This is a genomic window from Mycobacterium terramassiliense (assembly GCF_900157385.1).
Classification (GTDB): Bacteria; Actinomycetota; Actinomycetes; order Mycobacteriales; family Mycobacteriaceae; genus Mycobacterium; species Mycobacterium terramassiliense.
In genome coordinates this window covers 946,451-960,655 of sequence record NZ_LT717700.1, presented here as the reverse complement: position 1 = coordinate 960,655, position 14,205 = coordinate 946,451, and the positions used below count along the sequence as shown (strand labels likewise).

The following is a 14,205-nucleotide window of genomic DNA, read 5'->3' as shown; positions in this document are numbered from 1 at the left end:
CCGGATCCCTCTCAGAACCCACCCAGACCATTGCGCCCCGCAATCAAAGTCGGCCTGTCGACGGCCTCGGTGTACCCGTTGCGGGCCGAGGCCGCGTTCGAGTACGCGGACAGGCTCGGCTACGACGGCGTGGAGCTGATGGTGTGGAGCGAGTCGGTCAGCCAAGACATCGGCGCCGTCAAGACGCTGTCCCGCCGCTATCGCGTCCCGGTGCTGTCCGTGCACGCGCCCTGCCTGCTGATCTCGCAGCGGGTGTGGGGCGCCAACCCGATCCTCAAGCTGGACCGCAGCGTGCGGGCCGCCGAACAGCTCGACGCGCAGACCGTCGTGGTGCATCCGCCGTTTCGCTGGCAACGCCGCTATGCGGAGGGGTTCAGCGACCAGGTCGCCGCCTTGGAGGCGTCCAGCGACGTGAAGGTCGCCGTCGAGAACATGTTCCCGTTCCGCGCCGACCGGTTCTTCGGCGCGGGCCAGTCCCGGGAACGCATGCGCAGGCGGGGCGGCGGACCGGGCCCGGCGATCTCGGCGTTCGCGCCGTCCTACGACCCGCTGGACGGCAACCACGCGAACTACACGCTGGATCTGTCCCACACGTCGACCGCGGGCTCCGACGCCCTGGACATGGCCGAGCGGATGGGCGGGGGCCTGACCCACCTGCACCTGTGTGACGGCAGCGGCCTGCCCGCCGACGAGCACCTGGTGCCCGGGCGCGGCACCCAGCCCACCGCCGAGGTGTGCCAGATGCTGGCCGGTGGCCGCTTCTCCGGCCACGTGATCTTGGAGGTGTCCACGTCGAGCGCGCGCAGCGCCAGTGAGCGCGAAAGCATGCTCACCGAGTCGTTGCAGTTCGCCCGCACGCACCTGCTGCGCTGACCTGCCCGCAACCCAGAAGAACTCGGGAGAACCTTGACGGCGTTATTCACCACCGCAATGACCCTGCGGGAGGTCGGCCCGGGCGTATTCGAGGGCGAGCTCGACAAGCGCTGGACCATCGGGCCGAAGGTGCACGGCGGCGCGATGCTGGCGCTGTGCGCCAACGCCGCCCGCACCGCGGGCGGCGGGCAGCCGGGCGGACCCGAGCCGGTTTTGGAACCGGTCACAGTGTCGGCCAGCTTTCTGTCGGCGCCGGATCCGGGGCCGATGCGGCTACTGACCTCTTTTCGCAAGCGCGGCCGCCGGATCAGCGTCGTCGACGTCGAGCTCGTGCAGGGCGAGCGCACCGCCGTGCACGCCGTGATCAACCTCGGGCAACCGGAGCACTACGCCCCTTGTGCCGCCTCCGGCGCCGCGGCCGCACCGCTGCTGTCGGCGAACCCGGTGCTGGAACTGATGGCGCCCGAACCGCCTGAGCACGTCGAGCCCATCGGGCCCGGCCACCCCCTGGCCGGACTGGTGCATCTGGGCGAGGGATGCGACGTGCGGCCGCTGCTGTCGACGATGCGCCCCCGCGACGGCCACCCGCCCATGATCCAGATGTGGGCGCGCCCCCGCGGCGTGGCTCCCGACGCGCTGTTCGCGCTCATGTGCGGCGACCTGTCGGCGCCGGTCACCTTCGCCGTGGACCGCACCGGCTGGGCACCCACCGTCCAGCTGACGGCCTTCCTGCGCGCCCTGCCCGCCGACGGCTGGCTGCGGATCATCGCGACCTGCATGGAGATCGGGCACGACTGGTTCGATGAGGACCACATCGTCGTCGACCGCCTCGGCCGCCTGGTGGTGCAGGCCCGGCAGCTGGCGATGGTGCCCGCCGCCCGCTAGCGGGCGCTGTCTGGAATGCTTTCCGCCATGGCAAGAATCGCGATCATCGGCGGCGGCAGCATCGGCGAGGCATTGCTGTCGGGCCTGCTGCGCGCGGGCCGGCAGGTCAAAGACCTGGTGGTGGCCGAACGGATGCGGGAGCGCGCCGAGTACCTGGCCGAGACCTATTCGGTGCGCCTGGCATCGGTGAGCGACGCGGTGGACAACGCGACTTTCGTCGTGGTGGCGGTGAAGCCGGCCGACGTCGAGACCGTGATGGGGGAGCTGGCCCGGGCGGCCGCCGCGGCCGAGACCGACAGCGCCGAGCAGGTTTTCGTCACCGTCGCGGCGGGCATCACGATCGGCTACTTCGAATCCAGGCTGCCGGCCGGCACGCCGGTGGTCCGGGCGATGCCCAACGCCGCGGCGTTGGTGGGCGCGGGGGTGACCGCTCTGGCCAAGGGCCGCTTCGTGACCGAACCACAGCTGGAAGAGGTCTCGGCCCTGTTCGACTCCGTCGGCGGCGTGCTGAGGGTGCCCGAATCCCAGATGGACGCCGTGACCGCGCTGTCGGGGTCCGGTCCGGCGTACTTCTTCTTGATGGTCGAGGCCCTGGTCGACGCCGGCGTTGCGGCCGGGCTGAGCCGCTCGGTCGCCACCGACCTGACGGCGCAGACGATGGCCGGCTCGGCGGCGATGCTGCTCGAGCGCATGGATTCCGATCGATCGGCCGAGCCGGAGGCGCTGGGCGCGCGCGCGGACGCCACGGCGGCGCAGCTGCGCGCGACGGTCACGTCGCCCGGCGGCACCACCGCCGCTGCGCTGCGCGAACTGGAGCGAGGGGGATTGCGGGTGGCCGTCGACGCGGCCGTTCAGGCCGCAAAAAGGCGCTCTGAGCAGCTAAGAATTACATCGGAATAATTCATGATTTCCGGACTGATTGTCCCTCACCAGTACCATTAACCCCACTAGTCCCGCTATTCTCCTCTTTGTATGCACGTGTGGGTGCCGGCGGAGGGGAAGCCGCTGGCATTGCGCGGGCCTGACACGATTGGGTTGCGATGACGTCTACGAACGGGCCATCGGCACGAGATTCCGCTGGTAAGGGGCGGGACTCCGGTTCCGGCGATGGCCAGCAGGCCAGGACACAATTTCTGACCGTCGCGGAGGTGGCAGCGCTGATGCGGGTCTCCAAGATGACGGTCTACCGGTTGGTGCACAACGGCGAGCTGCCGGCGGTCCGGGTTGGGCGGTCCTTCCGGGTGCACGCCAAAGCCGTCCACGACATGCTGGAGACGTCGTACTTCGACGCGGGCTGACCCGCTCCCCGCACCGCCGGTTTGGTGTTCCACGCTGCCCGCCGGGTAAAGTGTCCGGGTCAAGTAGGAGCAGGTCACCGGTCAGATAGCGGAGTTCATGGGTTCAGTAATCAAGAAGCGGCGCAAGCGCATGTCGAAGAAGAAGCACCGCAAGCTGCTGCGTCGCACCCGGGTGCAGCGCAGAAAACTTGGCAAGTAAAGCCCAAGTAAGCCCAGCCGACGGCCGTGTCGCCGTAACGCCGCCGTCTCGCCCGCCCGTTAGGCTGTTTGGGTGGATCAGTCGAGCGGGGAAGGCGCCGGAACCGGCACCGTGCACTACCCCAAGGTCGTGCTCGTCACCGGTGCGTGCCGGTTTCTGGGCGGCTACCTGACTGCCCGGCTCGCGCAGAACCCCCTGATCAAGGGGGTCATCGCGGTGGACGCGATCGCCCCCAGCAAGGACATGCTGCGCCGCATGGGGCGCGCCGAGTTCGTCCGCGCCGACATTCGGAATCCCTTCATTGCCAAGGTGATTCGCAACGGCGAAGTCGACACGGTGGTGCACGCCGCGGCGGCGTCGTACGCGCCGCGATCCGGTGGCAGCGCGGCGTTGAAGGAAATCAACGTGATGGGCGCGATGCAACTTTTCGCGGCCTGTCAGAAGGCGCCTACGGTGCGCCGCGTCATCCTCAAGTCGACCTCCGAGGTGTACGGGTCGAGCGCGCACGATCCCGTCATGTTCACCGAGGACAGCAGCAGCCGGCGGCCCTTTCGCGACGGTTTCGCGAAGGACAGCCTCGACATCGAGGGTTACGTGCGCGGGTTGGGGCGGCGGCGCCCCGATATCGCGGTGACGATTCTGAGGCTGGCCAACATGATCGGCCCGGCGATGGACACCTCGCTGTCGCGCTACCTGGCCGGGCCGTTGGTCCCGACCATGTTCGGCCGCGACGCGCGATTGCAGCTGTTGCACGAGCAGGACGCGTTGGGCGCCCTGGAGCGCGCGGCGATGGCGGGCAAGGCCGGCACCTTCAACATCGGCGCCGACGGCATCATCATGCTGTCGCAGGCGATCCGGCGGGCGGGCCGAATCCCGGTGCCGGTGCCCGGTTTTGGCGTGTGGGCGCTGGATTCGCTGAGACGGGCTAACCGCTACACCGAAATCACTCGCGATCAGTTTGAGTATTTGAGTTACGGCCGCGTCATGGACACCACCAGGATGCGAACGGAGCTCGGCTACCAGCCGAAATGGACGACCGCGGAGGCGTTCGACGACTACGTCCGCGGCCGTGGCCTGACTCCCATAATCCACCCTGATCGGGTACGCTCCCTGGAGGGTCGCGCCATAGCTTTAGCGCAGCGCTGGGGAAGCCGAAATGCAATTCCATGGGGTGGGGGCAGGTAGGTATCGTGGCTGGCGAAACCAGAGCGAACGTCATTCCACTGCATACAAATCGGGGTCGGGTAGCGGCGCGGCGCAGAGCCGATCAGCGGGCTGAGTCGTCCCGTCAACATCCCTCCTTGCTGTCGGATCCGAACGGTCGGGCGTCGGCCGAACAGATCGCCGCGGTCGTTCGCGAAATCGACGAACACCGCCGCGCCGCCGGTGCGACATCCACGGCCGAAGCGCCTCTCAACGATCTCGCGCAGAAGGTCGCCGCCGTCGCGGGCTTCGTGCGCCAGCGGTTCATGGGCGACTACACCGTCGACGAGTTCGGCTTCGATCCGCACTTCAACAGCGCGATCGTTCGGCCTTTGCTGCGCTTCTTTTTCCGGTCGTGGTTCCGGGTCGAGGTCAGCGGCATCGAGAACCTGCCGAGCGACGGCGCCGCGTTGGTGGTGGCCAACCACGCCGGGGTGCTGCCGTTCGATGGGCTGATGCTGTCGGTGGCGGTGCACGACGAGCATCCGGCGCAGCGCGACCTGCGGCTGCTGGCCGCCGACATGGTGTTCGACCTGCCCGTGGTCGGCGAAGCCGCCCGCAAGGCGGGCCACACCATGGCCTGCACGACGGACGCGCATCGCCTGCTGGCCGCCGGCGAGCTCACCGCCGTGTTCCCGGAGGGCTACAAGGGGCTGGGCAAGCGGTTCGAGGACCGCTACCGGTTGCAGCGGTTCGGGCGCGGCGGCTTCGTCACGGCTGCGCTGCGTACCAAGGCCCCGATCGTCCCGTGCTCGATCGTCGGCTCCGAAGAGATCTACCCGATGCTCACCGACGTCAAGCTGCTGGCGCGGCTGTTCGGGTTGCCGTACTTCCCGGTCACCCCGCTGTTCCCGCTGGCCGGGCCCGCGGGCCTGGTGCCGTTGCCGTCGAAGTGGCGCATCGCATTCGGTGAGCCGATCTACACGAACGACTACGCCGCGTCCGACGCCGAGGACCCGATGGTCACCTTCGAGCTGACCGATCAGGTGCGCGAAACGATCCAGCAGACGCTGTATCGCCTGCTGGCCGGCCGCCGAAACATCTTCTTCGGCTGAGCTTTTCGCTACTTGACCATGGTGAACTGGCACACGTTCGTGTAGCCGTCGCGGAACAGGTCCGAGCAGCCCCGCAGGTAGCGCAGGTAGATGTCGTAGGTCTCCTGGCCCTTGAGGGCGATCGCCTCGTCCTTGTGCGCCTCGAGCGCGTCCGCCCAGGCCGTCAGCGTCGGAACGTAGTTCTTGCCGATGAAGTGATGGCGCTCGATCGTGAAACCGGCCTCGGTGGAGTACCGGTCGACCTGCTCGACCTGAGGCAACCTACCGCCCGGGTAGATCTCCTTGAGGATGAAGCTGATGAACCGCAGCAGGCTCATCGTGGTCTTCAGGCCCATAGCCTTGCCCTCCTCGGCGGTGGGCACCACGATGCTGTGCAACAGCATCCGGCCGTCGTCGGGCAGCAAGTTGTAGAACTTCTTGAAGAAGACGCCGTACCGCTCGTAGCCGGCGTCGCCGGCTCCGTCGGCGAAGTGCTCGAACGCGCCCAGCGACACGATGCGGTCGATCCGCTCGTCGTCGGGGAATTCCTCCCAGCCCTGGATCCGCACCTCTTTGCTGCGGGGGCTGTCCATCTTGTCGAACTCGGCCACACAGTGGGCGTACTGGTTCTCGCTCAGCGTCAGGCCGATGACGTTCACGTCGTATTCCTCGACGGCGTGGCGCATGGTCGATCCCCAGCCGGAGCCGATGTCGAGCAGCGTCATGCCCGGCTCGAGGTTGAGCTTGTCCAGGGCGAGCTTGCGCTTGGCGTACTGGGCCTCTTCCAGCGTCTTAGTCAGATTTTGCGGATCCGGATTTTCGTCGAAGTAGCCGCAGCTGTAGGTCATCGACGGGTCCAGCCACAGCTTGAAAAACTCGTTCGACTTGTCGTAATGGGATCGGACTGCCTCGACCGGCGGCTTCAGCTGGGTGCCACCCGATTCGCTCTGTGACATTGGAATCGCCCCTACTTTCCGGCTGATATGGATGCGACCGCGGCGACGGTTTCTTCAGCGCCTGCGTCCTGGTGTGCGGCTTCCCCCAGCATCGTAACGACACTGGTGACGACCGGCTCGCCCTCGGCGTCGGTGACTTCGCTGCGGATCTCAACGATCACCGCGCCGTGGGATTCGATCACCGAGTCTAAATAAGTGTCGAAGTACAGCCTATCGTGGGCGAGGATCGGGCGGTGATACAGGAATTTCTGGTCGCGGTGCATGATCCGGGCGATGTTGATCGGGATGTTGAACTTGGTGAAAATCTCCAATTGCACGCGCCGCCCGGCGATGGCCAAGAAGGTCAGCGGCGCCACGAGCCCGGGATAGCCGGCGGCGGCGGCGTCGGCCTCGCTGTAGTGCGTCGGGTGTTCGTCTTTGATCGCCTGCGCGAACTCCCGAATCTTTTCGCGCCCGACCTGGAAATAATCCGGCGCCCGGTAGTGGCTGCCGATGAGGTCTTGGGCCGATTCTGGGATTGTCATGCCGCTGTGCTCCCCGCTCGAATACGTCTCAGCGGCGCAGCCTATCAGCGCGATTGCCGCCGCGACGCCAGTGCCGCCAGCGCGCCACCGGCCGCGCCCAGGGCCAGGGCTGACGGCACTCCGATCCGCGCGGCCTTGCGGGCGGTGCGGAAGTCGCGGATTTCCCAACCTCGTTCGCGGGCCAGGGCCCGCAGCCGCGCGTCGGGGTTGATGGCGACCGCCGTGCCGACCAGCGACAGCATGGGCACGTCGTTGTAGCTGTCGGAATAGGCGGTGCAGCGCTTGAGGTTGAGGCCCTCGCGGATCGCCAGCGAGCGCACGGCGTGGGCCTTGCCCGGGCCGTGAAGGATCTCACCGACCAGCCTGCCCGTGAAAACGCCGTCGACCGATTCGGCGACCGTCCCCAGCGCGCCGGTCAGACCGAGCCGCCGCGCGATCGTCGCCGCGAGCTCATACGGCGTGGCGGTGATCAGCCACACCTGCTGGCCGGCGTCGAGGTGCATCTGCGTCAGCGCGCGAGTGCCGGCCCAGATCTTGTCGGCGATGATCTCGTCGTAGATCTCCTCGCCCAACGCCACCAGCTGCTCGACCGAGCGGCCCTCGATGAAGGCGAGCGCCTTGCGCCGGCCCGCGGCGACGTCGTCGCTGTTCTCCGTGCCCAGCAGCTGGAACTTGGCCTGGGCGTAGATGAATCCGAGCACGTCGCGATACGTGAAGTAGTTGCGCGCGGCCAGCCCGCGCCCGAAGTGCACCGCCGAGGAGCCCTGCACCAGGGTGTTGTCCACGTCGAAGAACGCCGCCGCGGTCAGGTCGATCGGTGGCTGCGGGCGACCTTCTTCGGGGGCGCTGGCCTGCAGATCCTCCAGCGCACGTTCGGCGCTCGCGTTGTCTACCAGCGCGTCCAGGTCGGCGCGGCCGGTGGCGTCCGCGCCGCCCGACTCAGAGGAAGCCGATGAAACCAAGGCCCAACCTCCTAGCTCGCCGTGCCGCCCGGTAGTCCGTGGGATGACCGCTATCAACCCTATCCGGCGGATGTCCGGGGCGGTTTGCGCGCCTGAAGCGTCAGGTCAGGGCCACATCGCCAAATTCGTTGCCATGGCGCCGGTGTAGTTGCCGTGGGCCGTCTCGCCGGCCGCCCGCAATTGGGCCAAGGCCTCGCGCATCATCGCCTCACCGCGGGCCCAGTGCCGATGCGCCTCGGCGTGGGCCGCCGCGCCGCTTCCCGTCCATGTGGAGTGCACATTGCCTACCAGAGAATCGATTTCGGCCAGCATCCCTTCGGCGTAGCGCGCAAACTCCGACATCCGTTGCACCGCATCGGCCAGCGCCTGCGGATCCACCCGAAACGCCTCAGCCACGGTGCACCCCTTGCAGGGCGTGTGCGGACGCCGCCTCGTTGTCCTGGTAGAGCCCGCCGGCCCGGCCTACCAACCGCGCCAACAACGACAGGCCCACCTCTACCTCGCCGGCGCCGCGGTGCCACAGCTCCCACGCGGAGGCGTAGGCGCTTCCCGACGCCCCGCGCCAGCCGCCCAGCATGTCGGCGACCTGGGCGTTGAGTTGCGCGAACTGACCCCGCAGCTCCTCGGCGCGACCCGACAGCGCCTCGGCGAAGCCCCGCATCGCCAGCGGGTCGACCTGCACCGTGTCCTCGGCAGCCACAGCGGCAACCTAACCGCCGCGGCGTGGCCCCACAATTCACCCGGTGCCACACTGGTCGCCATGACGCAGGGCCCACGCCGACGGCGGGTGGAGCTGCTGACCCGCGACGGCTGCACGATCTGCGCGCGGGTGCACGCCCGGCTGGTCGAACTGGCCGACGAGCTGGGCTTCGAGCTGGCCACCACCGACGTCGACGCCGCCGCGGCGGGGGGCGACCCGGGACTGCGGGCCGAGTTCGGCGATCGCCTCCCGGTGGTGCTGCTGGACGGCCGGGAGCACAGTTACTGGGAGGTGGACGAGCCGCGGCTGCGCGCCGACCTCGCCCGGTAGCGGGAGACCAGTTATTTGGTAGCCCAGCTGATTAACGATTACCGTGGACAGCAGTTCAGTTACTGGGGAAGCAAGGGAGCTGGCCAGGTGATGCTGCCGTGAGCGTCCTGCTCTTCGGGGTTTCGCACCGCAGTGCGCCGGTCTCCGTCCTGGAACAACTCAGCATCGACGAATCCGATCAGGTCAAAATCGTCGATCGGGTGTTGCAGTCGCCGCTGGTGACCGAGGCGATGGTGCTCTCGACGTGCAACCGGGTCGAGGTCTACGCCGTCGTCGACGCGTTCCACGGCGGGTTGGCGGTGGTCGGGCAGGTGCTGTCGGAACACTCCGGGATGTCGATGGGCGACCTGACCAAGTACGCCTACGTGCGGTACAGCGAGGCCGCCGTCGAGCACCTGTTCGCGGTGGCCAGCGGCCTGGATTCGGCGGTGATCGGCGAGCAGCAGGTGCTGGGCCAGGTCCGCCGCGCCTACGGGGCCGCCGAGGCCAACCGCACCGTCGGCCGGGTGCTGCACGAGCTGGCCCAGCGGGCGCTGTCGGTGGGCAAGCGGGTGCACTCCGAAACCGCCATCGACGCCGCCGGCGCCTCGGTGGTGTCGGTCGCCCTGGGCATGGCCGAGCGCAGGCTGGGCGGGCTGGCGGGCAAGACCGCCGTGGTCATCGGGGCCGGGGCGATGGGCGCGCTGTCCTCGGCGCACCTGAGCCGGGCCGGCATCGAACGCGTCACGGTGGTCAACCGTTCGGCGTCCCGCGCGCAGCGGCTGGCCCGCAAGATCCGCGAATCCGGCGTGCGGGCGGAAGCGCTCACCCTGGATCGGCTGGCCGACGCGCTGGCGGACGCCGACGTCGTGGTCAGCTGCACCGGCGCGGTCAGCCCGGTGGTCTCGCTGGCCGACGTGCATCACGCGCTGGCCGCGGCCCGCCGCGACGAGGCCGCCCACCCGCTGGTCATCTGCGACCTGGGCATGCCGCGCGACGTCGACCCGGCGGTCGCCGGGCTGCCCGGGGTTTGGGTCGTCGACGTGGACCGCGTGCAACGCGAGCCGTCGGCCCACGCGGCGGCCGCTGACGTCGACGCCGCGCGCCACATCGTGGCGGCCGAGGTCGCCACCTACCTGGCGGGGCAGCGGATGGCCGAGGTGACCCCGACGGTCACGGCGCTGCGCCAGCGGGCCGCCGACGTCGTCGAGGCCGAGCTGCTGCGCCTCGACAACCGGCTGCCCGGCCTGGAAAGCGCCCACCGCGAGGAGGTGGCGCGCACCGTGCGCCGCGTGGTGGACAAGCTGCTGCACGCGCCCACCGTGCGGATCAAGCAGCTCGCCAGCGCGCCGGGCGGCGACAGTTACGCCGAGGCGCTGCGCGAACTCTTCGAACTTGACCAGACCGCCATAGACTCCGTAGCCGCCGTCGGTGCCAGCGAATTGCCCACGGTATCAAGCGGATTCGACGGCGGCCCGCCTCAACAGTCCGGCGAGTAGCCGATTGGCGCACGTGATCCGGATAGGCACCCGGGGCAGCCTGTTGGCCACCACCCAGGCCGGTGTCGTCAGAGACGCCTTGATCGCCAACGGCCATCCGGCCGAGTTGGTGACCATCAGCACGGCCGGCGACCGGTCGTCGGCGCCCATCCAGACCCTGGGCGTGGGCGCCTTCACCACCGCCTTGCGCGAGGCCATCGACGATGGCCGCGTCGACGCCGCGGTGCACTCGCACAAGGATTTGCCGACGGCCGACGACCCGCGGTTCACCATCGCCGCGATACCGCCGCGCAACGACCCCCGGGACGCGCTGGTCGCCCGCGACGGGCTGGTGCTGGGGGAATTGCCGGCGGGTTCGCTGGTGGGCACCTCATCGCCGCGGAGGGCCGCACAGCTTAGAGCATTGGGTCTCGGTTTGGAAATCCGCCCCCTACGAGGCAACCTAGATACCAGGTTGAACAGGGTAAGCAGTGGTGATCTTGACGCGATCGTGGTGGCCAGGGCCGGTCTCGCCCGGCTGGGCCGCCTCGACGATGTCACCGAGACGCTAGAGCCGGTGCAAATGTTGCCAGCACCGGCTCAGGGCGCGCTCGCCGTCGAGTGCCGCGCCGGTGCCGAGTTGGCGGCGGTGTTGGCCGAGTTGGACGACGCCGACACGCGTGCGGCGGTCACCGCGGAGCGAGCTCTGCTGGCCGAACTGGAGGCCGGTTGCTCGGCACCGGTGGGTGCGATCGCCGAGGTGGTCGAGTCCATCGATGAGGAGGGGCGGGTCTTCGAAGAGCTGTCGCTGCGCGGCTGCGTGGCGGCGCTGGACGGGTCCGACGTGATCCGCGCGTCCGGCATCGGCACGCCCGGTCGGGCACGGGAGCTGGGGCTCTCGGTCGCCGCCGAGCTGCTCGAGCTGGGGGCCGGAGAGCTGATTGGGGGAGCGCGGCAAGACCCCGCGCGAGGAAACTGAAGAGAGTCACTTGGGAGCGACAATGACGACGCGAGGGCGTAAGCCGAGGCCGGGCCACATCACGTTCGTGGGCTCGGGCCCCGGGGACCCGGGACTGTTGACCACACGGGCGGCCACGGTGCTGGCCAACGCCGCCCTGGTGTTCACCGACCCCGACGTGCCCGAACCCGTGCTCGCGCTGATCGGCAAGGACCTGCCGCCGGTCTCCGGCCCCGCGCCGGCCGGCCCGGACGGCAACGCCGACGGCAATGGCCCTGGGGCCGGGGAAGATCGGGCCCAGGCCGCACCGGCGGTGATCTCCGGTGGCCCCGACGTCCGCCCGGCGCTGGGCGAGCCCGCCGAGGTCGCCAAAACCCTTGTCGCCGAGGCCCGTTCGGGGGCCGACGTGGTGCGGCTGGTGGCCGGCGACCCGCTCACGCTGGACGCGGTGATCACCGAGGTGACCGCCGTCGTGCGCAGCCACCTGCATATCGAGATCGTGCCCGGGCTGGCCGCTACCAGCGCCGTCCCGACCTACGCGGGGTTGCCGCTGGGCTCGTCGCACACGGTCGCCGACGTCCGCGACCCACAGGTGGATTGGGACGCTTTGGCGGCGGCTCCCGGCCCGCTGATCCTGCAGGCCACCGCCTCGCACCTGGCCGACGCGGCCCGCGCCCTGATCGAGCACGAGCTGGCCGAGAGCACCCCCTGCGTGGTGACCGCGCAGGGCACCACCTGCCAGCAGCGCTCGGTCGAGACCACGCTGCACGGCCTGACCGATCCGGCCCTGCTGGGCGGCAACGACCCGGCCGGTCCCATGACCGGGCCGCTGGTGGTGACCATCGGCAAGACGGTCGCCAGCCGGGCGAAGCTGAACTGGTGGGAGAGCCGCGCGCTGTACGGCTGGACGGTGTTGGTGCCCCGCACCAAGGATCAGGCGGGCGAGATGAGCGAGCGGCTGACGTCCTACGGCGCGCTGCCGATCGAGGTGCCGACCATCGCCGTCGAGCCCCCGCGCAGCCCCGCCCAGATGGAGCGGGCCGTCAAGGGCCTGGTCGACGGCCGCTTCCAGTGGGTGGTGTTCACCTCCACCAACGCGGTGCGCGCGGTGTGGGAGAAGTTCGGCGAGTTCGGCCTGGACGCCCGCGCGTTCTCCGGGGTGAAGATCGCCTGCGTCGGCGAGTCGACGGCCGACCGGGTCCGCGCCTTCGGGATCAGCCCCGAGCTGGTGCCGGCCGGCGAGCAGTCCTCGCTGGGTCTGCTCGACGACTTCCCGCCCTACGACAGCATTTTCGACCCGGTCAACCGGGTCCTGCTGCCGCGGGCCGACATCGCCACCGAGACGCTGGCCGAGGGGCTGCGCGAGCGCGGCTGGGAGATCGAGGACGTCACCGCCTACCGGACCGTGCGCGCCGCGCCGCCGCCTGCGGCCACCCGCGAGATGATCAAGACGGGCGGCTTCGACGCGGTGTGCTTCACCTCCAGCTCGACGGTGCGCAACCTGGTCGGCATCGCCGGCAAGCCGCACGCGCGCACGATCATCGCCTGCATCGGCCCCAAGACCGCCGAGACCGCCGCGGAATTCGGCCTGCGGGTGGACGTGCAGCCCGACACCGCCGCCGTCGGCCCGCTGGTCGACGCCTTGGCCGAGCACGCCGCGCGGCTGCGCGCCGAGGGGGCGCTGCCACCGCCGCGCAAGAAGAGCCGCAGGCGCTAAGTGATTGCCGCGCGGGCGAGCCGGGGGCAGCACCCGCTTGCGGGCGTGCGTGTCTGTACGACGACACGCCGTCGGGGCCGGCATTTCGCGCACGCTCGCGGCGACGGACGAGCATGAGTTACCCGCGGCAGCGTCCGCGCCGGCTCCGCTCCACCCCGGCGTTGCGTCGCCTGGTCGCGCAGACGTCTTTGGAGCCAAGGCATTTGGTGCTGCCGATGTTCGTCGCCGACGGAATCGACGAACCGCGGCCGATCCCATCCATGCCCAACGTCGTTCAGCACAGCCGGGAGTCGCTGCGGCGGGCCGCCGAAGGGGCCGTCGCCGCGGGGGTCGGCGGGGTGATGCTGTTCGGCGTGCCCCGCGAGCAGGACAAGGACTCGACCGGCTCGGCCGGCACCGATCCCGACGGCATCCTCAACGTCGCGCTGCGCGACCTGGCCAAGGATCTCGGCGACGCCACGGTGCTGATGGCCGACACCTGCCTGGACGAGTTCACCGACCACGGGCATTGCGGGGTCCTGGACGCCCGGGGCCGGGTGGACAACGACGCCACCCTGGCCCGCTACGTCAAACTGGCTGTGGCGCAGGCGGAATCGGGCGCCCACGTGGTGGGGCCGAGCGGCATGATGGACGGCCAGGTGGCCGCGATCCGTGACGGCCTGGACGCGGCCGGTTACGCCGACGTGGTGATCCTGGCCTACGCCGCGAAGTTCGCCTCGGCGTTCTACGGTCCGTTCCGCGAAGCGGTGAGCTCGAGCCTGTCCGGAGACCGGCGCACCTACCAGCAGGAGCCCGGCAACTTCCGGGAGGCGCTGCGCGAGGTCCGGCTGGACCTGGACGAAGGCGCCGACATCGTGATGGTCAAGCCCGCATTGGGTTACCTCGATGTGCTGGCGGCCGCGGCGGAGGTCTCGCCGGTGCCGGTCGCCGCGTACCAGGTGTCCGGGGAGTACGCGATGATTTGCGCCGCGGCCGCCAACAACTGGATCGACGAGCGCGCCGCCGCGCTGGAGTCGCTGACGAGCATCCGGCGCGCCGGGGCCGACATCGTGCTCACCTATTGGGCCGCGGATGCGGCAGGCTGGCTGTCGTGACAGCCGAACCGAAGC

The 14,205-nt window shown here is 69.6% G+C and carries 17 protein-coding genes; 12 read left to right on the top strand and 5 right to left on the bottom strand.

Going from position 1 to position 14,205, the window contains the following annotated elements; translation table 11 throughout:
- Positions 1-30 precede the first annotated feature (30 nt).
- The 7 genes from MTAB308_RS12735 (at position 31) to MTAB308_RS12705 (ending at position 5,513) form a co-directional block, all read left to right on the top strand.
- Entirely contained in the window at positions 31-873 is an 843-nt protein-coding gene (locus MTAB308_RS12735) for a sugar phosphate isomerase/epimerase family protein (RefSeq protein WP_077099737.1), read from the top strand.
- Positions 874-906: 33 nt separating this feature from the next.
- Complete coding sequence (locus tag MTAB308_RS12730; protein ID WP_077099736.1) at positions 907-1,758, top strand: thioesterase family protein; 852 nt, start codon at positions 907-909, stop codon at positions 1,756-1,758.
- 27 nt (positions 1,759-1,785) lie between these two features.
- Entirely contained in the window at positions 1,786-2,658 is an 873-nt protein-coding gene (gene proC / locus MTAB308_RS12725) for a pyrroline-5-carboxylate reductase (RefSeq protein WP_173842156.1), read from the top strand.
- Positions 2,659-2,798: 140 nt separating this feature from the next.
- Positions 2,799-3,056 (top strand): cell division/environmental response transcriptional regulator, encoded by a 258-nt coding sequence (locus tag MTAB308_RS12720; RefSeq protein ID WP_066966433.1) that lies wholly within the window; start codon positions 2,799-2,801, stop codon positions 3,054-3,056.
- 97 nt (positions 3,057-3,153) lie between these two features.
- Positions 3,154-3,255: a 30S ribosomal protein bS22 gene (locus tag MTAB308_RS12715; protein ID WP_003402602.1), complete on the top strand. Its 102-nt coding sequence runs from the start codon at positions 3,154-3,156 to the stop codon at positions 3,253-3,255.
- 72 nt (positions 3,256-3,327) lie between these two features.
- On the top strand, positions 3,328-4,440 hold the full coding sequence (locus MTAB308_RS12710; RefSeq protein WP_077099734.1) for an SDR family oxidoreductase: 1,113 nt from the start codon (positions 3,328-3,330) through the stop codon (positions 4,438-4,440).
- Positions 4,422-5,513 carry a lysophospholipid acyltransferase family protein gene (locus MTAB308_RS12705; protein WP_108637282.1) on the top strand — a complete coding sequence of 364 codons (1,092 nt, stop codon included), beginning with the start codon at positions 4,422-4,424 and terminating at the stop codon, positions 5,511-5,513. The genes MTAB308_RS12710 and MTAB308_RS12705 overlap by 19 nt, the downstream gene beginning before the upstream one ends.
- Before the next feature lie 8 nt (positions 5,514-5,521).
- On the opposite strand, the gene MTAB308_RS12700 is transcribed toward MTAB308_RS12705, so the two are convergent.
- From MTAB308_RS12700 to MTAB308_RS12680, 5 genes are all read right to left on the bottom strand, one after another.
- Complete coding sequence (locus MTAB308_RS12700; RefSeq protein WP_077099733.1) at positions 5,522-6,448, bottom strand: cyclopropane mycolic acid synthase family methyltransferase; 927 nt, start codon at positions 6,446-6,448, stop codon at positions 5,522-5,524.
- 11 nt (positions 6,449-6,459) lie between these two features.
- Positions 6,460-6,972 carry an FAS1-like dehydratase domain-containing protein gene (locus MTAB308_RS12695; protein ID WP_077099732.1) on the bottom strand — a complete coding sequence of 171 codons (513 nt, stop codon included), beginning with the start codon at positions 6,970-6,972 and terminating at the stop codon, positions 6,460-6,462.
- Between the two features lie 44 nt (positions 6,973-7,016).
- The gene (locus MTAB308_RS12690) at positions 7,017-7,934 is read right to left on the bottom strand and encodes an HAD family hydrolase (RefSeq protein ID WP_077099731.1); all 918 of its coding nucleotides are present in this window, start codon (positions 7,932-7,934) and stop codon (positions 7,017-7,019) included.
- 105 nt (positions 7,935-8,039) lie between these two features.
- Positions 8,040-8,330: a WXG100 family type VII secretion target gene (locus tag MTAB308_RS12685; protein WP_077099730.1), complete on the bottom strand. Its 291-nt coding sequence runs from the start codon at positions 8,328-8,330 to the stop codon at positions 8,040-8,042.
- Complete coding sequence (locus MTAB308_RS12680) at positions 8,323-8,634, bottom strand: WXG100 family type VII secretion target (protein WP_077099729.1); 312 nt, start codon at positions 8,632-8,634, stop codon at positions 8,323-8,325. The genes MTAB308_RS12685 and MTAB308_RS12680 overlap by 8 nt, the downstream gene beginning before the upstream one ends.
- A 60-nt stretch (positions 8,635-8,694) precedes the next feature.
- Here MTAB308_RS12680 and MTAB308_RS12675 point away from each other — a divergent pair, with 60 nt between their 5' ends.
- From MTAB308_RS12675 to hemB, 5 genes are all read left to right on the top strand, one after another.
- Entirely contained in the window at positions 8,695-8,964 is a 270-nt protein-coding gene (locus MTAB308_RS12675) for a glutaredoxin family protein (protein ID WP_077099728.1), read from the top strand.
- 98 nt (positions 8,965-9,062) lie between these two features.
- Positions 9,063-10,442: a glutamyl-tRNA reductase gene (locus MTAB308_RS12670; RefSeq protein WP_077099727.1), complete on the top strand. Its 1,380-nt coding sequence runs from the start codon at positions 9,063-9,065 to the stop codon at positions 10,440-10,442.
- A 13-nt stretch (positions 10,443-10,455) separates the two neighbouring features.
- Complete coding sequence (hemC, locus tag MTAB308_RS12665) at positions 10,456-11,400, top strand: hydroxymethylbilane synthase (protein ID WP_077100163.1); 945 nt, start codon at positions 10,456-10,458, stop codon at positions 11,398-11,400.
- Between the two features lie 22 nt (positions 11,401-11,422).
- Positions 11,423-13,096 (top strand): bifunctional uroporphyrinogen-III C-methyltransferase/uroporphyrinogen-III synthase, encoded by a 1,674-nt coding sequence (locus MTAB308_RS12660; protein WP_077099726.1) that lies wholly within the window; start codon positions 11,423-11,425, stop codon positions 13,094-13,096.
- A 113-nt stretch (positions 13,097-13,209) separates the two neighbouring features.
- Positions 13,210-14,190: a porphobilinogen synthase gene (gene hemB / locus MTAB308_RS12655; protein ID WP_077099725.1), complete on the top strand. Its 981-nt coding sequence runs from the start codon at positions 13,210-13,212 to the stop codon at positions 14,188-14,190.
- Positions 14,191-14,205: the final 15 nt, after the last annotated feature.